Origin of the sequence: Veillonella magna, from assembly GCF_959600285.1 — a bacterium.
GTDB lineage: Bacteria > Bacillota > Negativicutes > Veillonellales > Veillonellaceae > Veillonella_A > Veillonella_A magna.
In genome coordinates this window covers 109,147-131,179 of sequence record NZ_CAUGKU010000005.1, presented here as the reverse complement: position 1 = coordinate 131,179, position 22,033 = coordinate 109,147, and the positions used below count along the sequence as shown (strand labels likewise).

Below are 22,033 nucleotides of genomic sequence, written 5' to 3'. Positions count from 1 at the left end.
TTGAGCCTTAATAAGGCAACGTCTGTGACGAATACCGGTACGGACAAAGATAAGGTGGTAACCTCTAGTGCTGTATATGATGCCGTGAAGGGTGCTAAGACGAAGGTAGCTGTAGATCCGGTAACAAATGGTATATTGACAGCAACCGCTACGGAAAGCGACAATCTTACCGGCAACAGCTATACGTTATCCATTGATACAACGAAGTTAGAAAACGAAATGAAAACATCGCTCAACGATGATTTTGCAAAGGTGGATGCATCGAATCTCAGCGATGGTAATGTGACCAGCTGGCGAAATAAGCTTAATGTATATAGCAAGGAAGAAACGTATAGTAAGACAGAAGTAGATAGCAAAGCTAAGGCAAGCAAAACAGAAGTAAAAGCCGCTGATGGTCAGAATGCAATTACGGTAGATACATCTACGAATGATACAGATGGACATACCATCTATACAGTAGGCTTCAATGGCGATCAGATTGCTACGGCAACAAACATTAGCTATAAAGCCGGTACTGATGCAGAGTCTAAAAAAGTTAGTCTTTCCAAAGGATTAAACTTCCAAGCAGGAGCAAACTTGACGGCTACGTCAGCTGCTGATGGTCAGATTACCTATGGGTTGAAGAGTGATCTTACGGGCATTACGTCTATTAGCGGTCCTGCCGGAAAAGATGGGACTAACGGTACGAAAATTACTATTACTGAAAACGGCATTGACCTTGGCGGTAAAACCATCAGTAATATTGCCGATGGTACGGATGAGAAAGATGCGGCTACAGTAGGTCAGGTAGAAAGTAAGATAACTACGGCTAAGGATGGTATTACTAAGACCCTTACCGAAACGATTACATCGACGGTGAAGACATTGGGAGATAATACGATTACCTTAACCGGTGATGGTAGCAGTACTACTGCTGCTCAGAGTTTGAATCAAGAAGGCGGCATTAGCTTTGGTATTACCGGTAACGAGGATATTACTACTAACGCATCCGGTAGCAGCGTAGCATTGAGCCTTAATAAGGCAACGTCTGTTACTAACATCGGTGCCGATAAAGATAAGGTGGTTACCTCTGGCGCAGTATACACAGCAGTAAGTGGTGCTAAGACGAAGGTAGCTGTAGATCCGGGAACGGATGGAATCTTAGCAGTAAAGAAAACGGAAAGCGACGACCTTACCGGCAACAGCTATACATTGTCCATCGATACTACGAAGTTAGAAACCGAAATGAAAACATCGCTCAACGATGACTTTGCAAAGGTGGATGCGTCGAATCTCAGCGATGGTAATGTAACCAGCTGGCGCGATAAGCTTAATGTATACAGCAAGGATGAAACGTATAGTAAAAATGAAACCTATAACAAGACCGAAGTAGATAACCTTGCTAAGGCAAGTAAAACGGAAGTGAAAGCAGATAGCGATCAGAAGGCTATCACCGTTACAGAAACGAAGGATACTACGGATAACCACGCAGTATATACTATTGGTTTCAAAGGGGAAGAGGTGGCTAAAGCTACGAATCTCACCTACAAAGCAAATGGTAAAAACGAACAGCAAGTGGCTTTGTCTAAGGGCTTGAACTTCGTAAACACAGATAATTTAACATCTTCTGTGAACGCTGACGGCGAAGTAAGCTATGCATTGAACTCTGAACTTCAAGGGATTATGTCTATTTCCGGTGGAGATAATAACGGGACTAAGGTAACCATTACAAATGATGGTTTTGATGTAGGTAATAAAAAAATATCTAATCTGTCGAATGGTGAAGCAGATAATGATGCCGTTAATGTAGGTCAGATGAATCAGAAGATTAGTGATGAAATTGCTAAGATTTCTACTTCAACAAACGGAGATATTTCTAAGCTTACTGAAGAGATAACGAAGCTTGGTAATAATACGATTACCTTAACTGGTGACAGTGGTACAACAGATAAGCAAATGTTGAATAAGGATGGCGGCATCAGCTTTGGCATTACCGGTAACGAGGATATTACTACTAACGCATCCGGTATCAGCGTAGCCTTGAGCCTTAACAAGGCAACGTCTGTGACGAATACCGGTGCGGACAAAGATAAGGTAGTAACCTCTAGTGCAGTATACACGGCAGTCAGTGGAGCTAAGACGAAGATAGCTGTAAATCCGGAAACGGATGGAATCTTACAGGTAGAAAAAACAGAAGGTATCGGTCTTGCGGCAGATACATATACATTATCTGTAAATACTGCGAAGTTAGAAAACGAAATGAAAACCTCATTGAACGATGACTTTGCGAAGGTGGATGCGTCGAATCTTACCGATGATAATGTAACTAGCTGGCGAAATAAGCTTAATATATATAGCAAGGAAGAAACGTATAGTAAGACAGAAGTAGATAGCAAAGCTAAGGCAAGCAAAACGGAAGTGAAAGCAGCCGATGGTCAGAGCGCTATCACGGTTACTAAGACGACATCTACAGATGGAACAAATCATGATGTATATACCGTTGGCTTTAACGGTGAGAAATTAGCGGAAGCGACTAATATCAGTTACAAAGCCAGTACTGATGAGACGGCTAAGACAGTTAGTCTTTCCAAGGGATTAAACTTCCAAGCAGGAGCAAACTTGACGGCAACATCCGGAAACGATGGTCAGATTACTTACGGTTTGAATGCTGATCTTACGGGCATTACATCCATTACAGGTCCTGCCGGAAAAGAGGAAGCTAATGGTACAAAAATTACCATTACCGAAAAAGGTATCGAACTTGGCGGTAAAACCATCAGTAATATTGCCGATGGTGAAAAGGACACCGATGCAGCTACGGTAAAACAGGTAAATGATGTAAAGACTGATGTAACAAAGTTAGTAAATAATTCTATTACCCTTACCGGTGACAGTGGCACAACAGACAAGCAAATGCTGAATAAAGATGGCGGTATTAGCTTTGCTATTACCGGCAATACTGACATTACCACAACAGCCTCCAAGGATGGTGTAGCTTTGAGCATTAACAAGGTAACGTCTGTTACCAATACAGGTGATGACGCAAATAAAGTTATTACCTCGGGTGCTGTATATAATGCAGTAACAGGTGCTAAGACGAAGGTAGCTGTAGATCCGGCAACGGATGGTATCTTGACAGCAACCACTACGGAAAGCGACGACCTTACCGGCAACAGCTATACATTGTCCATTGATACAACGAAGTTAGAAAACGAAATGAAAACATCGCTTAACGATGATTTTGCAAAGGTGGATGCGTCGAATCTTACTGATGATAATGTAACCAGCTGGCGAAATAAACTTAATGTATACAGCAAGGAAGAAACGTATAGTAAGACAGAAGTAGATAGCAAAGCTAAGGCAAGCAAAACGGAAGTAAAAGCAAAAGACGGTCAGAGTGCAATTACGGTAGATACATCTACGGATAAAACAGACGGTCATACTGTCTATACCGTTGGTTTTAATGGTACGGAAATAGCTAAGGCTACAAATATTAGCTACAAAGCCGGTAGTGATAAAACATCCAAAGCGGTAAGTCTGGCACAAGGTCTTAACTTCCAAGCAGGAGCAAACTTGACGGCAACATCCGGAAACGATGGTCAGATTACTTACGGTTTGAATGCTGATCTTACGGGCATTACGTCTATTAGTGGTCCTGCAGGTAAAGACGGAACTAACGGTACAACAATTACCATTACCGAAAAAGGCATCGACCTTGGCGGCAAAACCATCAGTAATATTGTCGATGGTGAAAAGGACACCGATGCAGCTACAGTAAAACAGGTAAATGAGGTAAAGACCGATGTAACGAAGTTAGTAGATAATACGATTACCCTTACCGGTGACAGCAGTAGTACTGATGCTCAGAAATTGAGTAAAGAAGGCGGCATTAGCTTTGGCATTAAAGGTAATGAAGATATTACCACTAGTGCATCCGGCAGTGATGTAACCTTGAGCCTTAATAAGGCAACGTCTGTTACAAATACCGGTGATGACGCAAATAAAGTTGTTACCTCGAGTGCTGTATATAATGCAGTAACAGGTGCTAAGACGAAGGTAGCTGTAAATCCGGAAATGGATGGAATTTTACAGGTAGAAAAAACAGAAGGTATCGGTCTTGCGGCAGATACATATACATTATCTGTAAATACTGCGAAGTTAGAAAACGAAATGAAAACCTCATTGAACGATGACTTTGCGAAGGTGGATGCGTCGAATCTTACCGATGATAATGTAACTAGCTGGCGAAATAAGCTTAATATATATAGCAAGGAAGAAACGTATAGTAAGACAGAAGTAGATAGCAAAGCTAAGGCAAGCAAAACGGAAGTGAAAGCAGCCGATGGTCAGAGCGCTATCACGGTTACTAAGACGACATCTACAGATGGAACAAATCATGATGTATATACCGTTGGCTTTAACGGTGAGAAATTAGCGGAAGCGACTAATATCAGTTATAGAATTGGTGATGGCGATCAGCAATCGGTAAGCTTGGCCAAAGGATTTACTTTCAAAGCCAAGGATTCGAATTTAACAGTATCTTCTGATGAAGATGGCGAGATTACGTACGGATTAAATCCGAATCTGACAGGGATTACCTCTATTACCGGCCCTACCGGAAAGGATGGTAGTTCCACAACGATTACCATTACCGAAAAAGGTATCGACCTTGGCGGTAAAATTATCAGCAATATTGCCGAGGGTAAAGATGGTAAAGATGCGGCGACCGTAGGCCAAGTAGACAGTAAAATCAAAGAGGCTAAGGATGGCATTACAAAAACAATCACTGAAGAAGTGACAAAGGTTGGCAATAATACGATTACCCTTACCGGTGATGACAATAGCAAAACAGCGTCACAGAATTTGAATCAAGAGGGCGGCATCAACTTTGCTATTACCGGCAATGAAGACATTACGACAAAGGCCACTGGCAATGGTGTAGCTCTGAGTTTGAATAAAGCGGATTCGGTTGTAAAAGACGATACGCATGTGGTTACCGGCGGTGCCGTATACGATTATGTGGAAAAGGTCAAAGGTAAAATTACCGGAGATATTAATACATCGATTACTGAAAAAGTAAATGCGTCTAAAACAACATTGACGGAAAATACGGATGGTCCGATTACGGTAACAAAGGGCACAAAAGACGGTCACGATAACTACACTATTGGTATAAACAGCGATACAATGGCAGAAGCGTTACATGTTGCTTATAAAGCAGGCAATGATAAAGCTTCTAAAAAGGTAACATTGGACAAGGGTTTTGATTTCCGTGCGTCAGATGATAACCTTACGGTAACGTCCGGTGAAAACGGTATTATCAGTTATGGTTTGAAGGCAGACTTGAAAGGGATTACTTCTATTTCCGGTCCGTCCGATGCCAACGGTAATCATACGACGTTGACATTGACAGAAGAAGGGCTTGATTTAGGCGGCAAAAAGCTAACCGGTTTAGCGGATGGCGAAGGTCCGACGGATGCGGTGACGATGAATCAGTTTGCTAAGGTAACGGAGAAAGTCGGCGAACGACTATCCGAAATTTCGAAGCGAGCGAATGCCGGTACGGCCGGTGCATTGGCGGCAGCAGGCATTCCGATGATCACGAACCTAAATGACGGCAACGTTATGATTGGTGCCGGGGTAGGATCGTACGGCGGTGAATCAGCGGTAGCTATTGGCGTGTCCGGCATTAATACGACGGGAGATATTTCGTATCGTTTGTCTACCTCTTACGACAGCACTGGTAAATGGGGCTTGTCCGGTGGAGTGGGCTTTTCCATTGGATCCGGTGGCGAACATCGTGCGGCACTGGCCAATAATAAGGTGTTGACGAAGCGTGTACAGTCATTGGAAACAACCAATCAATCACTAAGCGATGCTAATGATAAATTACAAAAGCAGTTGGATGCGACGAATCAACAGTTAGCAGAAACCAATCAGCGTTTAGGCGCTAAGAATGATCAATTACAGCAGGAAGTAGCCGAGTTAAAAGCGTTGGTACAGCAGCTGCTGGAAAGTAAATAATTAGCATGTATAGGCTTATCATGGTTGTCTGTTATATATAACCAATGATACTAGTAAATGAAGGCTGTTCTACGGAACAGCCTTCATTATTGTATGTATAGTTTTTTAGTTCCTACAATGCGGTTCATATAGCAAGGGAGATGTCTGTAAATAGTATGGTAAAGATCTTTTTCTTTATAGGTACCTATGGTACGATGAACGTATCAGTATGAAACGGAAGGAGTTACGGGGATGTTTGAACAGGAACTAAAACGGATACGGCAAGGTATTGAAACAGCCTTTGTAGATAAAACAATTAGCTCACAGCTGACGTATAGACCGCAGTTAGTTATGAATAACAGGGAGAGTAACGATAAGGTAATTGCGACTTTGCAACGGGAATTACTTCATTGTGATTTTTTTCAGTTCAGTGTAGCTTTTATTACCGAAAGTGGTATAGAGGGACTGTTGGGAACATTTAAGGAATTGGAGAAACGTAATATTCAGGGGCGGATTTTAACAACGGACTATCTTTCTTTTACTGAGCCAAAGGCACTATATAAATTAGCATCCTTATCCAATATTGAAATTAAGTTGTTTGAAACGCAAGGAAGTCATGAAGGATTTCATACTAAGGGGTATATGTTTCGTGAGGGAGATATTTATAAAATTATTGTAGGTAGTGCCAACTTAACACAAAGCGCCCTTTCTGTTAATAAGGAGTGGAATACAAAGGTAATTTCCACAAAGGAGGGAGATTATGCGGATCGTATACTCAGCGAGTTTTCACAGTTGTGGAATCATCCTTTGTCAAAACCGTGGAATGAAGTAGCAACAGCCTATGAGGCGATGTATATGGCTATGCGACAGGAACGACGTCGTACGATGATAGCAAGTGAGTCGAAGCAATTGGCGGAGCGTCCATGTTTGGTGCCTAACAGTATGCAACAGGCATTTGCGGATAGACTGGTAGCTTATGTGGAAGAAGGACGTCAACGGGCATTATTGTTATCGGCAACTGGAACGGGTAAGACTTATGCCGCTGCGTTTGCTATGCAGCGGTTAGAGCCGCGGCGAGTATTATTCTTAGTACATCGTGAGCAGATTGCGCGTCAAGCAAAAGCTAGTTTTGGTCGTGTGTTGGGACATGAGGAACGGATGGGATTACTATCGGGCTCCAGCAAGGATTATGAAGCAGATTTTTTATTTGCTACCGTGCAATCTATGTCTCAGGAGTACGTGTACAGTCAATTTAAACCGGATTATTTTGATGTGATTATTATTGATGAAGTTCATCGTGCTGGTGCTCGCACGTATCAACGTTTGATGGATTATTTTACCCCAACGTTGTGGTTGGGAATGACGGCAAGTCCGGAACGAACGGATGGATTTAATATCTTTGAATTATTTCATCATACCATTGCGCAAGAGATACGGTTAGAAGAAGCGTTGGAGGACCGATTATTATGCCCATTTCATTATTTTGGTATCACCGCTTATACCGATGACGATGGTGAACAACGCACTATAGCTGAGAACGGTGCGACATCTGTCATGCGTATGGATATACATCGTGCTACTTATATTATGGAGCAAGCTAATTATTACGGTTATAGTGGAAAGCGGGTTAAGGGGCTTATCTTTTGCAGCCGTAACGAAGAGGCCCAACAATTGGCGGGCTTTTTAGCTCAGCTTGGTGTAAAGGCTATAGCGCTGAGCGGTGCAGACTCGCAAGAGAGACGGGAACAATGCATAACGCGGCTGTGTGATGATGATGTAGCAGAGGAAGAACGGTTAGAGTATTTGATTACGGTAGATATTTTCAATGAAGGGGTGGATATTCCTGAAATTAATCAGGTACTGTTGTTGCGGCCTACGGAGTCTCCCATCGTATTTGTTCAGCAGTTGGGGCGAGGATTGCGTAAACATGAAGATAAGGAATTTGTAGTTATTCTTGATTTTATCGGTAATTATACGACTAACTTTATGATACCGTTAGCGCTATCTGGAGATAGGAGTTATCGTAAGGATACGATGCGGCGATATGTTATGGAAGGAACGCGCTTGTTGCCGGGATGTTCTACTATGTATTTTGATGAAATTAGTAAACAACGTATTTTTGAATCTATTGATGCGGCCCGATTCGATGAAACGAAGTTTTTGGTAACACATTATCGGGCATTAAAGGAAAAGCTGGGACGTATTCCAGACTGTCTTGACTTTGAGCGCCATGGCGATGTGGATATTTGCTTATTCATTAATAAATTCCGGTCGTATTACCATTTTCTCGTAAAGAAGGAACCGGAATATACGGTGCGACTCCCTTTGATTGCGGAAGAAATTGTAGCGATGGTAGCCGAGCGTTTAGCCGATGGAAAGCGCCCGCATGAATTATTAATCCTAAAGCATTGTATTAAGGGAGTGGAAGACCCTATTGGAATGGCTATGGTAGAGGCTCGAGAGAGGTATGGTCTTGCGGTGACATCTTTAGTAGAGCAAAGTTGTATAGCTGTATTGACGGGATCCTTCTTTGTGGGAGCCGCCATAAAAAAATATGCTAATGCGGCTATATTTACTTATGATAGTGGAGTCTTACGAGTGCGGCGAGAAGTACAAACTCTTTTAGTACACAATAGAGAGTTTACGGATATCGTACGAGAGCTAGTGGATTTAGGATTATATCTTTATGAAACTAAATACAGCAAACTTTATAAGGACACGCCTTTTCAATTGTATCAGTCGTATACGTACACGGATGTGTGTCGGTTGTTAGCTTGGAAAAAGGATTGTGTACCACTAAATATAGGGGGCTATAAATACGATGAATATACCAAGTCATATCCGGTGTTTATTAACTATAATAAAGCTGAAGATATTTCATCCACTACAAAGTATGAAGATCGTTTTATCGATCCTGCTAATCTTATAGCTATTTCAAAGTCGAATCGTACATTACAGTCTGATGATGTACAAAGAGCATTGCATGCCGATGAGGAAGGTGTGGCGATGCATTTGTTTGTACGAAAAAATAAGAATGATGCTGGTTCAAAAGAGTTTTATTATTTGGGGCGAATTCATGCATCGTCGCAGGCGGAACTTATTTCTATGCAGGATGAGGAAAAGAAGCGAACCGTATCGGCTGTCGAGTTGTGGTATCGATTAGAAACGCCGGTGCGCGATGATATTTACGAGTATATTACCGGTGATTAATGTGAGAAAGGTAGTAGTTTATGAAACATATTGAAGTGGTAGCTGCCATTATTGAAGATAATGGTCGCTATTTGGCGACACAACGTGGTTACGGTGAATTTAAGGATGGTTGGGAATTTCCCGGCGGTAAGATAGAAAAAGGCGAAGAAAGAGAAACTGCACTGCGCCGCGAAATTTGTGAGGAGCTGGGAGCAACTATTGAAATTCAAAACTTTTTGTGTACTGTAGAGCATACCTATGACACATTTCACTTAACAATGCATTGTTATATTTGTCACTTAGCCAGCGCGTCTCATATACATTTGTTGGAACATGAAGCATCGCAGTGGCTTGGAGTGGAAGAATTGCTGTCAGTAGATTGGTTGCCGGCGGATGTGAAAGTAGTAGAGTCATTAACGACGTATCTACAAAACAATAAGTAATGGATAGAGTAACAAGTAACTAATATATAATAAGAAGTTAGCATATTACTTTATAAAAATAATGTACTTTACTTTTATTGGTCATTACGATATAGTAAAATCAGTAGTAACTCATTAGGTAGTGAGGCAATGCCGGATTACTACGACGTCGCTATGTAACCGATAAAGGAGGAGTTCATATGAAACAGGATACAATGGTGCAAACAGTACAATCTATGATAGCTGCGCAGTCATGTTATGAAGGGCTGAAGAAAGTAGGCCAAGCATGGCTTGATGCGGTAGGCACGGATACGGAAGCTGCTGCGTGGGAGGCATTGGTAAAGGAAGCGAAAGCAGATATTATTACCGTGGATCAGCTGATTGCCTTTACTGCGTCGCCGGACGGCATCGCTTTGTTCGGCAGTGAATTAGCAGAGCAGTTGCATACCCATGCGCTGGACATCAAGAGCAAAGGGGCTACGTATTGCGACTGCCCGGCATGCGCAGGTGCATTGGCTGTTATTAACGCATAGGTGTGGAGATAGAACATCCTACTAAAAAGAAATACAGCTCCGAGGGAAAACGGATTGGTCGTTAGGACTGAGCAATGTCATTCGCAAGACCTGACTTGCGATGCCTAACGACCAATCCTTTTATATACGGACCCTGCGTTTCTTTATTGCCTCATATATGCTATACTATGAAGAAAAGCATTTGTATAATCCACTGAATCAGATAGGAGAGTGATACGTGAGTGGACGGTGACGTTGGTCTGGAGATATTGATTATTTTGCTGTTGATTATTGCAAACGGCATATTCTCCATGACAGAACTGGCAATAGTAAATGCGCGTAAAGGATTATTGGAAGACAGTGCGGAGCGCGGTAGTAAAGGGGCGCAACGGGCGATACAGTTGGCAGAGGATCCTAATCAGATGTTTTCTACCATACAGATTGGGATTACCTTAATCGGTATCGTTACCGGTTTGTATTCGGGGGCGGCGCTATCCGAGCCGATGGCTAAGGCAGTGAAAGAATATATTCCGGCTATGGCACCGTATGCAGATTCGCTGAGTCCCATTATTATTGTTTCATTGACGACGTATTTGTCGCTGATTGTGGGCGAACTGGTGCCGAAGCGATTAGCGCTGAACGCACCGGAGCGTATAGCAATCATCATGGCTCGTCCCATGCATGGGTTCGCCATCATTGCCAAGCCCTTGGTAGCATTGCTCAGTGTGTCGACAACGGGGCTTTTAAAATTAATGGGCGTGCACGATAAAGAGGAAGCGCCGGTGACGGAATCGGAAATCAACAAGATGCTTACTCAAGGGGTCGAGTTGGGGGCATTTGAAAAAGAAGAACCGATTTTGGTAGACAACATTTTCCGTCTGGCCGATCGCAGTGCCGGTGACGTTATGACACCGCGTACACAGCTGAAATGGATTGATCTTAACAGTGATCCCGAATATATTCAGGACATGCTGTGCAATTCCAATCATTATCGCCTGCCGGTCGGGATTGATTCGCTGGATGAGCTGCAAGGCTTGATTACAGTGTCTGATGTGTTCCGCGATTATTTGCGTGAACAAGGCGAAGCGTCGCCGAAGTCGTTGGTGGCTATTGTTAAAGAAAATGTTAAGCGTCCTCTTATGGTGCCGGAATCCATCGGTCTTGTGAAGCTGCTTGATTTATTCCGTACGGAAGGCGTTCACGAAGCGGTAGTACTTGATGAATTCGGTGGCTTCAGCGGGCTCGTTACACTTCATGATATTATGGAAGAAATCGTCGGTCTTATGCCGTCCGGCGAAGAAGAGCGCCAAGAAGAAGAAAATCGCATTATTCAGCGCGAAGATGGTACGTGGCTCGTCGATGGCTTGCTTAACATTGACGAATTAAAAGAGTACTTTTCGATTACTAAGGAATTGCCCGGCGAAGAAGATGATTTATACAAAACCATCGGCGGTTTTGTGACTTATCTTTTCGGGCGTATCCCTCGCGAAACCGATGCATGCGATTGGGACGAATACCATTTTGAAATTGTCGATATGGACAATGCCCGTATTGATAAAATCATGATTACCCGCCGTCCGCCGGAAGAGGTGGAGGATGCTGCCGATGATGAACGTGCGGCGGAGTAAATAGGATTTACAAATGGGATAATTAATAGAGATGACAAGAGCACTGTTGCTGTGGCAAGGGTGCTCTTTCTGTAACGTGAAGTAAATCATTGAGAAATAGTTGCGTGGTAGAAAGAGAGGCGATGTATATGCAAGCAATTACAATCCGACAAGCGACACATGCCGATATAGCGGTATTGCTCGCTATTTACAATTATGAAATCGAACATGGGGTGGCTACCTTTGATACGGAACCGAAAACATGGGAGGAGCGTAAGGTGTGGCTGGAGGCGCATAATCGCCCGGATTGTAATCATCCGTTATTGGTGGCAGTAGTAAACGGAGCTACGGTGGGATATGCGTCATTATCGACCTACAACGCTAAGGCGGCGTATACTTCGACGGTCGAATTGTCCGTATATGTATCGCCGGCGGCGCGCGGCAAGGGAGTCGGCGCTGCCTTGATGGAAGCGATTATTGGGGAAGCACGGCGCGATGAGCGGACGCATTTAATTATTTCGCTCATCACCGGCACCAATGAAGTAAGCGTGGCCTTACATAAAAAATTCGGCTTTACATTTGTAGGGACCATGCATGAAGTAGGCTATAAGCACGGTCGGTATTTGGATGTGCACACATACGAATTGAAGGTATAGTGCAGAGTTTGGTATATCTTGCGTGACGGTTGGCCTCGTTCCTATGCAGAATTAAACATTGCTAGAGCACTCCCTTTTGTGGTTAAATAGAAGTATGAAGAATAGCATAGTTGCGTACCTATCACACCTATTACAGGGGAGTAAGCAGCAATGGTAAAAGAAAGAGGTTAGCAGAATGAGTAATGTAGCGTATTATGCAATTCAGTATGATGTAAACCAACGCGGTTATATCGCGTATGATAAAGATGCTAAGACGGTAGATGTGGTATTGCCGGATGCGCAGCGCGTGGAACAGGTTAAGAACTATTTGCAGGAATCACAGGCCGTAGAAAATGCGGTAGGTCTTGATACGTACGAAACAGTGGATATTCATCCGTTAGATTCCTTGGAAAATTTGAAATTAGCATTGACACGTATGTGGGTACGCATCGGTGTGCAAGTAGATTGGAGTCGTCCCGCCGAAGTAAATGGGGAGTTTAAATTTCCGGAATAACAGCATAGCGTAGGAACGGTATTTTGCTTCGTAACGAGCGGAGGCGAGGTACCGTTTTTTTAGTGGATAGCGACGCAAGTGTAGTTATCCACATAAAGATGTGAATAAGTTGTGGATAGTTTGTGAATAAATGGAATGTAAAAGTGAATAAGTCGGCTGTTTAGTGGATAACTTGTGAACAACTTTAGGTATTCGCTGTGCGTATATCCTTATAACAAGCCATCCACAGCTGTTTTTCATAAGCTATTTTTTATAAGAGATTTTTTGTATGGCAGATTATCGCTACATGTTACGGCATAATATAGATAGTTAACATATAATGTTTCTAGGTACCTATTGCACGATACTATCGTCTGTGTTTATAATAAATAAGGATATGCGCTCATAGCTCAGTAGGATAGAGCAACAGTTTCCTAAACTGTGTGTCGGAGGTTCGATTCCTCTTGGGCGCACCAGAAACCAATAACCATGCAGCGTCGTGCTGCGTGGTTATTTTTGTAGCTATAACAACAGACAACATAGATGATGTCGGTTAGGCTATAGGTATGGAGAAAGTAGTGTCCGGCAAGGGGCTGTAAATTGGTCTACGGAACAATGAAAGTTTGCGGGAATCATGCTACACTGGGAGAGAGATAGATGATCTTCAGCCGAGATACTCTAGCATAGTTTTACGTAGGAGGTCCTCCGATGACAGATGAATTGTTGAAGCAAATGGAAATAGATAAGGACTATACCTTGGAAGAAGCATTGGCCGAAGCAAAGCGGTGCCTTAATTGCGCCAAGCCGTTGTGCCGTACGGGCTGTCCGATTGAAAATGAAATTCCTCGTTTTATTCACGCCATTGCGCGCGGCAATTTTGGCGAGGCTAACGATATTATTGCGGAGCGCAGTAATTTACCGGCCGTTTGCGGTCGCGTGTGTCCGCGGGAAAAGCAGTGCGAAGGGCATTGTATTTTGAATCGTGCGAATAAGCCGATTAATATCGGCAAGTTAGAACGGTTTGCTGCCGATTTTGAAAGTGAACATGGCTTGCGTAAGCAGAAGATGATCATTAAGGATCAAGGTAAAATCGGGATTATCGGGTCCGGCCCGGCCGGTCTTACCGTAGCCGGTGACATGGCCCGCCTTGGTTATGAGGTGACGATTTTTGAGCGGCAGGAAGAGCCTGGTGGCATTTTGCTTTACGGGATTCCGGAGTTCCGCCTCAGCAAAGAAGTGGTGCGCCGCGAAATCAATCGCCTTAAGGGGCTGGGCGTTGTGTTTGAATGCAATACGGTTATCGGTCCGGACAAGACGATAGATTCTTTGTTTGAAGAAGGCTATGATGCGATTTTCATTGCCACCGGTACGCATGTGCCGATGGAGCTTCCCATGCCCGGCGATGATAAGCCCGGTGTATTGCAGGCGATGGCATTGTTAACGGCGGTACAGTTACATCAAAATGGTCGTGTCGGCGAGGATGCGATTCCGGTCAGCGCCGGTGATCGCGTGGTGGTTATCGGTGCCGGTAATGTGGCTATGGATGCGGCACGTACCTGTGTGCGCTTAGGGGCATCCAAGGTTACGGTGGCGTATCGGCGGGGCGAAGAAAATATGTCGGCCCTAAAATCTGAGTATGAAGAGGCTAAGGCGGAGGACGTGGAATTTAAGTTCTACGCATCGCCGAAAGAAGTTGTCGGTGATAAGGTGGTGGAAGGTCTTCGTTATGAAGTACAATCACCGAACGAGGATGGCAGTATAACGCCTACCGATGAGTACGGTGTGATTCCGGCGGATAAAATTATTATTGCCATCGGTCATAAACCAAATTCCCGTTTGGTAGGACCGGGTAACGGAATTGAGGTCAACAAGGATGGTTATGTGGTCACTCGTGAAATGCCGTATGGTATGACGAGTCGCAAGGGCGTATTTGCCGGCGGTGATGTAGTGCATAAACCGGCTACGGTGGTGCTGGCGATGCGAGCCGCTAAAAAAGTCGTGGAAGGCATGGTCAATTATTGTGAAGCTAAGCGCTTCTTAGGCGAATAATTAATAGAGAAGGAGCGTACATGCATCTCGAAAGTCAGGTCTGACGAATGACATTTCTGCGATGCATGTACGCTCCTTCCTTCTCATATACCATTAGCCTTAAGAAGCGCCTAGCTTCGCAGGGCAGTCAGGTCTGACGAATGACATGCCTGCGACTTATATACGCCACTTTTCGATATATCGTTAGCCCTGGGAAGCGGTTAGAGTCACAGTGTTATTTCCTTGACAGAATGGGCTTTTATACATATAATTATGCTGTTATGGTATACGTAATTACTACACTGATTGCGAGGAGGTGTTCTACACATGAAACGTACTTATCAGCCGAATACGCTTTGGAGAAAACGTACGCACGGTTTCCGCGAACGCATGAAGACCATTGGTGGCCGTCTTGTATTGAAGAGAAGACGTGCAAAGGGCAGAAAGAAATTGTCCGCATAACATAATAGCTTTTAGGCAGGAGAAAAAACTTGGCACTGCTGCCAAGTTTTTCTATTCTCAGGTATAGGGTGAGATGATGAACGGTTTAGATAAAGCACGGCGAATCAGAAAAAACAATGAGTATCGCCTCGTGTATAAACACGGTAAATATGAGGTAGGTAAGCTTTGCGTGGTGTATCGTATGCCCGTAGCTAAGCAGCCTACGCGCATCGGCTTTGTCACCGGTAAAAAGGTGGGCTGCGCAGTAGAGCGCAACCGGGCGCGGCGTCTGATGAAAGAGGTATATCGTCTGCATCAGCATGAACTGCGTGAGGGATATGCCATCGTCATCGTCGGTAGGGCCTATTTGGCTAAGGCCACCTATGCGGAGGCGGAACAGGAGATTATGAATCTGTTTAGAAAGTTAAAGCTGTTAAAGAATTGAGTCGTCTAATTATGTTTCTTAATCCTTTGTAACTATCATATTTTGATGGATAGTTTATACATGATATAGGAAGATTCTGTAGATGAAACGGTGTTGACTTTCAAAGGAGAGTGACCGGTATGAAGTACCTAAGCTATATGTTGAATACGATGCTTATCGGATTGGTGCTGGTATATCGCTACTGTATATCTCCGCTAAAGCCCAGAAGCTGCCGCTTTTACCCTACATGTTCGGCGTATACCCTAGAGGCATTACGCAAATACGGCCCCTTTAAAGGTAGCTATCTCGGGATTAGACGCATTTTGCGTTGTCACCCTTTTAACAAGGGTGGCTACGATCCCGTGCCATAGCACAGATGTGGAAATACCGAACTGTTTGTATGGATGAAATCTAGACCATAACCAAGTATGAACAGGCAAGGAGCCGTGGGTACGCCAGGTTACGAAAATAGGAGAAGACGATTGGAAATTTTTCAGGTGTTAGTTGATTTTATGCGGACGTTGCTCGGGTATTGCTATAACCTGACGCAGATGGTAGGTTTCCCTAGCTACGGGATTGCCATCATTATTTTGACGATAGCTATTAAAGCTATTTTGGCGCCGCTTACAGTAAAGCAGATCAAGTCCATGAAGGGCATGCAGGTATTGCAGCCTAAGATGAAGGAAATTCAGAACAAATATAAGAATGACCCGAAGCGGGCACAGATGGAAATTGCCAATTTGTATAAGACAATGGGCATTAATCCGCTGTCCGGTTGCTTGCCGCTTTTAGTGCAGATGCCGTTCTTGATTGCTATTTTCTATGCGTTGCAGGGATATCCGTATGATCCGACGTATGAAAGCTTTTTGTGGCTTCCGAGCCTCGGCGAAACGGACCCGCTTTACATTTTGCCTGTGTTGAGTGCGCTTTCTACCTATGTGATGAGTAAGCAAACGTCCACGTCGGATGTGGGTGGTCAGCAGAAAATTATGCTTATTTTCATGCCGCTGTTTATCGGCTACATCAGCTTGAACTTCCCTAGCGGCCTTGTTATTTACTGGGTAGTATCTAATATATTCCAGCTCATTCAGCAATTCTTTATCTTCAGAAACGATGGTGCTAAGGAGGCGTAAGCATGGATCATATCGAGGTATCGGCTAAGACGTTGGAAGAAGCCATTGCTAAGGGCGAGGCGCAGCTTACTGCTGAAGGCAGACGCATTACGGAGACAAAGGTTATCGAACAGCCGTCGTCGGGATTTTTAGGTATCGGTCGGCGGCCGGCGATTGTTCGCCTATATTTTGAAGATATCGAAATGCCTACGGTAGCATCGGTACTCACCGAAACGACAAAGGCTAAGGCCGATGAAATTGTTGTGGAGGAAACCGTTGCTGTAGCGGATACGTCCGACACGGTAGCAGAAGAGGCGGATGTGAATGAATCCGTCGATGAAACGCCGGTGGCTACGGAAGAAACGAGCCCATCGGAAGAGGTAACGGCAAAGCCGGAAAAACCGGGCCTTACCAAAGAAGACCAGATGGCTATTGCCGACAAGGGTAAGCAGTTCTTGACGGATATGTTTGCCAAGATGGGTCTGGCGGTGGCTATTGAAAAAATGACTACCGAAGGACGAATCACATTCCAAATTCACGGGGATGATTTGGGAATTTTGATCGGCAAGCATGGGCAGACATTGGATGCCATTCAGTATTTAACCAATTTGGTGGCGAACAAAGATGTGAAGGGACGTTGCCATATCGTGGTGGACGTAGAGCATTATCGTTCGCGCCGTGAAGATACGCTGGTACAGCTGGCGCGCCGTTTGGGCGATAAGGTAAAACGGAGTCGTCAAAAGATTTCGTTGGAGCCGATGAATGCGTTCGAGCGTAAAATTATTCATTTAACTTTACAAAACGAAACTCATATTGTGACGGACAGTGAAGGTGAAGAACCGTATCGTCACGTGGTTATCGCCTACAAGCGCTAAGCGCGGCGATCATAGCAGCGATTATAATGACTGTACAACGGAACCCGAGCTCGTCTCGGGTTCTCTTTGCGTTTTTAGATATAATGTGTCCGTCGGTACTGCAGCGATGGCTACGGTGCTGTATGGATGGAATCCGCCCATGAGCGGATAGAGAGGTGTATTATGTTTACGGAGGATACGATTGCCGCTATTGCAACGGCACCGGGTGTAGGCGGCGTAGGCATTATTCGCGTTAGTGGCGCGAAGGCGTTTCCATTGGTGGATACTCTGTTTGCCGGTAAATCAGCGGTGCCGCTTACGGAGCGACCGAATCGTAGTATTCAGTATGGCCGTATCGTGGATCCGAAGACGGGACGCACTGTGGATGAAGTGTTGTTACTCCTTATGAAGGGACCACACTCGTATACGGCGGAGGATGTTATCGAAATTCAATGTCACGGCGGTCCGGTGGTAGTGCGTGAGCTGTTGCGGTTGGTGCTAAGTAGCGGAGCACGATTGGCGGAGCCCGGAGAATTTACGAAACGGGCTTTTTTGAACGGGCGCATTGACTTGACGCAGGCAGAGGCGGTTATCGATATTATCGAGGCCAATGGCGAAGCAGCGTTAGGTGTAGCGGTTGAGCAATTAGACGGCACACTGGCTACATGGATTCGCCGTTTACGGGAGGAGCTGCTTACTATGGTGGCCCGCTTGGAAGTGACCATAGATTATCCAGAAGAGGATATCGAAGAGGTAACAACGGCAGAGGTGGCCGCTTCGTTAACGCCGATTATGGCGGATATGCAGCACCTTTTAGCTACGGCTAAATCCGGACGCATGGTGCGGGAAGGAATTACAACGGCGATCGTAGGACGACCGAATGCGGGTAAATCAAGCTTGATGAATGCGTTGCTTCGAGAGAATCGGGCTATCGTAACGGATATTCCCGGCACCACTCGCGATACCATCGAAGAAGGTATGACAATCGAAGGGATTTCTCTGCGGCTTATTGATACGGCAGGGATTCGCGATACGGAAGACATCGTGGAAAAGTTAGGCGTAGAGCGAGCGAAAGAATATGTATCGGCGGCGGATATTGTTGTTTGTGTCATCGATGGCTCCACTGCGCTTAGCGAAGAAGAAAAAGATATTTTGGAAACATTGAAAGGCCGTACAGCGGTGGTGTTTATTAATAAAGCCGACATAGCTACGGCAATAACGGCGGAGGATATTGCGCCGTATGGTCCTTTTGCAGCGGTGGCCGCTATCAGCGCCGCTAATGGTGAAGGATTGGATGTGCTGGGTCATGTAGTTAAAGATCTGGTATACGGTGGCGAGGTCCAAGGGAATCGCGGTGCTATGCTCAGCAACATTCGTCATATTAATTTAATGGAAACAGCGCTAGCGTTATTAACGCAAGCGAAGGAGAATTTGGAAGCGGGTCTATCGGTGGATTTTATTGTCACTGATATGCGCAGTGCCTGGGAAACTTTGGGCGATATTACCGGAGACAGCTTGCGTGAGTCCATGGTGGATGAGCTGTTTTCACGCTTCTGTTTAGGCAAATAGGAGAGAGTATGTATAACGTAGACAATTATGAAGTGATTGTTATCGGCGGTGGTCATGCAGGTTGTGAAGCAGCGTTGGCCACGGCGCGTATGGGACATCGTACGTTGATGGCGACACTGAATTTAGATAATATTGCACTTATGCCGTGTAACCCTGCCGTAGGGGGACCGGGCAAAAGTCATCTGGTATATGAATTGGATGCGCTGGGCGGGCAAATGGCGATTAATGCCGATGCAACAGCGATACAGATGCGCATGCTCAATACCGGTAAGGGACCGGCGGTGCATGCGTTGCGCGCACAGTCTGATAAGGGTGCGTATCAGCGCTTGATGAAGCACACCTTGGAGAATACAGAGAATTTAAATATTAAACAAATTATGGTAAACGAGCTTCTCGTTGAAGACGGTAAGGTAACGGGCATCGTCAGCGAATTGGGCGAAGTATATACGGCAAAGGCGGTTATTTTATGTACCGGTACGTATTTGAAGGGCAAAATTATTACCGGCGATTTATCGTATACCGGCGGACCGAACGGTCAGCGTACGGCGGAAGTATTGTCTGATTCGTTGCGCAAGCACGGCTTAGAATTAATGCGTTTCAAGACGGGAACACCGGCGCGCGTAGATAAGCGAACCTTATCTATGGAGCATATGACGGAACAGCCCGGCGATAGCATGCATCGCTCTTTTTCGTTTATGTCCGAGTGGGTGGATCGCAACGAACAGGTATGTTGGTTGACCTATACAAATGCGAAGACCCATGAAATTATTCGCAACAATTTATTCCGCGCTCCTATGTATACCGGTGCTATCGAAGGAACGGGGCCACGGTATTGCCCGTCTATCGAAGACAAGGTAGTCCGTTTCAGTGATAAATCACGGCACCAATTATTTGTGGAGCCGGAAGGCAATGAAACCAATGAAATGTATGTGCAGGGAATGAGTACCAGCTTGCCTATTGATGTGCAGTATGATTTTTTGCGCACGATTCCGGGGCTTGAAGATGTAGAAATTATGCGCCCTGCCTATGCCATTGAATATGATTGCTTAAATCCGTTACAGTTAACGCCGGCATTGAAGGTAAAGCATATTGAAGGACTGTACTCCGCCGGTCAGGCTAACGGTACGTCCGGGTATGAAGAGGCAGCCGCGCAGGGACTTATGGCCGGTATCAATGCAGCGTTGTTCCTCGAAGGCAAGGCGCCTTTTATTTTGTCGCGGTCGGAAGCGTACATAGGCGTACTCATTGATGATCTCGTTACGAAAGGAACTCGTGAGCCGTATCGCATGATGACCAGTCGCAGTGAATACCGTCTGCTTCTTCGTCAAGATAATGCGGATATGCGTCTTACCGAAAAAGGCTATGCCATAGGTCTTGTTACAGAAGAGCGCTACCAGCGATTCTTGGCTAAGAAGGCACGTATTGAAGAAGGAACGGCACGCCTTAAAGAAACGCAGGTTAACCCGACGAAGGAAATGCAGGCTCGCCTGGAAGCGATGGGAACGGCACCGATAAAAACAGGCATGACAGCTTATGATTTAGTGAAGCGCAATGAGCTTACCTACGGAATGGTGGCCGATGCGTTTAATTTGCCTCGGTATGCGCCGGACGTAGAAGAGGAAATTGATATTTCCATTACCTACGAAGGTTACATTAAAAAACAAATGGAGCAAGTAGAAAAGGTTCGTAAGCTGGAAGAAAAAATTATTCCTGCACATTGGGACTACGAAGCGATGAAGGGAATTTCCTTGGAAGCGCGACAGAAGTTAGCACAGATTCGCCCTCATTCCATCGGCCAAGCCAGTCGTATTTCAGGTGTATCGCCGGCGGATATTTCCGTATTGCTGGTGCAGTTGGAACAATATCGAAGGGATGAAGCTAAGCAGCAGTAACCGGTGATGAAACAATAAGGCAGTCGGTGGATTAGGCGCATCTTTGACGAGGATATGAGAGGATGGCCGTGAGGCCGCAGACGGATGAGGATGGCCGAACACCGGCGACGATAATGATACGATAGAAGCAGTGAGGAGATAACTATGGACTTTACCGCTGATGTGACAGCACAAATGAAAGCTTTCGGTATTACGCTGACGGAGGAACAAGCCGTTGCCTTTACTACGTACTACGAACGCCTTGTTGAAACGAATCAATATATGAATTTAACAGCTATCACCGAACCGCATGAGGTGGCGGTAAAGCACATGGTGGATTCCCTATCCTGCTACGATAAGGTGGTATTTATACCGGAAAGTAAGGTGCTGGATCTGGGAACCGGTGCCGGCTTTCCGGGTATTCCGTTAGCGATTTACGATTCCCGGTTACACATTACCTTGTTTGATTCTCTTCGGAAGAGGCTCCGCTTTTTGGAGGATGTAGCAGTGGAATTGGGATTATCCAATGTGACGACGTTACATGGTCGTGCCGAAGATATGGCGCATCGTATCGAGCATCGGGATATGTATGATATAGTAACCAGTCGGGCCGTGGCACGCCTTAATGTGTTGGCTGAATGGGCGCTTCCTTATGTGCGAAACGGCGGCTATTTAATTGCTCTTAAAGGAGCGGCCTATGAAGAGGAAATTAAGGAAGCCGAACGGGCGCTGTCGGTATTGGGCGGCACTGTAGCGGAGGTGCGTCCGGTGACATTACCGACCTTGGCGGATAAGCGCGCTGTTATTTATATTAAGAAGACCGGCATGACGCCGAAAAAATATCCACGCAAGCCAAAGGAGATAAAAGAAAGACCTTTGCGGTAAGCTGTGAAA

Annotated in this window: 16 protein-coding genes and 1 tRNA gene; all 17 read left to right on the top strand. The window is 45.1% G+C overall.

Annotated features, from left to right (window positions below; all coding sequences use genetic code 11):
- Positions 1 to 24: 24 nt before the first annotated feature.
- The 17 genes from Q5873_RS04435 to rsmG all read left to right on the top strand — a co-directional run bounded on the left by Q5873_RS04435 (position 25) and on the right by rsmG (position 22,024).
- Entirely contained in the window at positions 25 to 6,003 is a 5,979-nt protein-coding gene (locus Q5873_RS04435) for a YadA-like family protein (RefSeq protein ID WP_303059473.1), read from the top strand.
- A 231-nt stretch (positions 6,004 to 6,234) separates the two neighbouring features.
- Positions 6,235 to 9,192: a DEAD/DEAH box helicase gene (locus Q5873_RS04430; RefSeq protein ID WP_303059471.1), complete on the top strand. Its 2,958-nt coding sequence runs from the start codon at positions 6,235 to 6,237 to the stop codon at positions 9,190 to 9,192.
- Positions 9,193 to 9,212: 20 nt separating this feature from the next.
- Positions 9,213 to 9,614: a (deoxy)nucleoside triphosphate pyrophosphohydrolase gene (locus Q5873_RS04425; protein ID WP_303059469.1), complete on the top strand. Its 402-nt coding sequence runs from the start codon at positions 9,213 to 9,215 to the stop codon at positions 9,612 to 9,614.
- 179 nt (positions 9,615 to 9,793) lie between these two features.
- Complete coding sequence (locus tag Q5873_RS04420; RefSeq protein ID WP_288301725.1) at positions 9,794 to 10,126, top strand: hypothetical protein; 333 nt, start codon at positions 9,794 to 9,796, stop codon at positions 10,124 to 10,126.
- A gap of 221 nt (positions 10,127 to 10,347) precedes the next feature.
- Complete coding sequence (locus Q5873_RS04415) at positions 10,348 to 11,733, top strand: hemolysin family protein (protein WP_028254969.1); 1,386 nt, start codon at positions 10,348 to 10,350, stop codon at positions 11,731 to 11,733.
- A 128-nt stretch (positions 11,734 to 11,861) separates the two neighbouring features.
- The gene (locus Q5873_RS04410) at positions 11,862 to 12,368 is read left to right on the top strand and encodes a GNAT family N-acetyltransferase (RefSeq protein WP_303059467.1); all 507 of its coding nucleotides are present in this window, start codon (positions 11,862 to 11,864) and stop codon (positions 12,366 to 12,368) included.
- Positions 12,369 to 12,543: 175 nt separating this feature from the next.
- Positions 12,544 to 12,861 (top strand): hypothetical protein, encoded by a 318-nt coding sequence (locus tag Q5873_RS04405; protein WP_028254967.1) that lies wholly within the window; start codon positions 12,544 to 12,546, stop codon positions 12,859 to 12,861.
- 378 nt (positions 12,862 to 13,239) lie between these two features.
- Positions 13,240 to 13,316: transfer RNA gene (locus Q5873_RS04400), tRNA-Arg, on the top strand.
- Between the two features lie 232 nt (positions 13,317 to 13,548).
- Positions 13,549 to 14,889: an NAD(P)-dependent oxidoreductase gene (locus Q5873_RS04395; RefSeq protein ID WP_303059465.1), complete on the top strand. Its 1,341-nt coding sequence runs from the start codon at positions 13,549 to 13,551 to the stop codon at positions 14,887 to 14,889.
- A 306-nt stretch (positions 14,890 to 15,195) separates the two neighbouring features.
- The gene (rpmH, locus tag Q5873_RS04390; RefSeq protein WP_006555255.1) at positions 15,196 to 15,330 is read left to right on the top strand and encodes a 50S ribosomal protein L34; all 135 of its coding nucleotides are present in this window, start codon (positions 15,196 to 15,198) and stop codon (positions 15,328 to 15,330) included.
- A 76-nt stretch (positions 15,331 to 15,406) separates the two neighbouring features.
- Entirely contained in the window at positions 15,407 to 15,754 is a 348-nt protein-coding gene (gene rnpA, locus Q5873_RS04385; RefSeq protein ID WP_038154842.1) for a ribonuclease P protein component, read from the top strand.
- 137 nt (positions 15,755 to 15,891) lie between these two features.
- Positions 15,892 to 16,104, top strand: a complete 213-nt coding sequence (gene yidD / locus Q5873_RS04380) for a membrane protein insertion efficiency factor YidD (RefSeq protein WP_239447865.1) — start codon at positions 15,892 to 15,894, stop codon at positions 16,102 to 16,104.
- Positions 16,105 to 16,245: 141 nt separating this feature from the next.
- The gene (locus Q5873_RS04375; protein WP_051245718.1) at positions 16,246 to 16,866 is read left to right on the top strand and encodes a YidC/Oxa1 family membrane protein insertase; all 621 of its coding nucleotides are present in this window, start codon (positions 16,246 to 16,248) and stop codon (positions 16,864 to 16,866) included.
- A 2-nt stretch (positions 16,867 to 16,868) separates the two neighbouring features.
- The gene (gene jag / locus Q5873_RS04370) at positions 16,869 to 17,720 is read left to right on the top strand and encodes an RNA-binding cell elongation regulator Jag/EloR (protein WP_303059464.1); all 852 of its coding nucleotides are present in this window, start codon (positions 16,869 to 16,871) and stop codon (positions 17,718 to 17,720) included.
- Positions 17,721 to 17,882: 162 nt separating this feature from the next.
- Positions 17,883 to 19,268, top strand: a complete 1,386-nt coding sequence (mnmE, locus tag Q5873_RS04365; RefSeq protein ID WP_303059462.1) for a tRNA uridine-5-carboxymethylaminomethyl(34) synthesis GTPase MnmE — start codon at positions 17,883 to 17,885, stop codon at positions 19,266 to 19,268.
- An 8-nt stretch (positions 19,269 to 19,276) separates the two neighbouring features.
- Positions 19,277 to 21,160 carry a tRNA uridine-5-carboxymethylaminomethyl(34) synthesis enzyme MnmG gene (mnmG, locus tag Q5873_RS04360; RefSeq protein WP_303059460.1) on the top strand — a complete coding sequence of 628 codons (1,884 nt, stop codon included), beginning with the start codon at positions 19,277 to 19,279 and terminating at the stop codon, positions 21,158 to 21,160.
- 144 nt (positions 21,161 to 21,304) lie between these two features.
- On the top strand, positions 21,305 to 22,024 hold the full coding sequence (gene rsmG, locus Q5873_RS04355; RefSeq protein ID WP_303059458.1) for a 16S rRNA (guanine(527)-N(7))-methyltransferase RsmG: 720 nt from the start codon (positions 21,305 to 21,307) through the stop codon (positions 22,022 to 22,024).
- Positions 22,025 to 22,033: the final 9 nt, after the last annotated feature.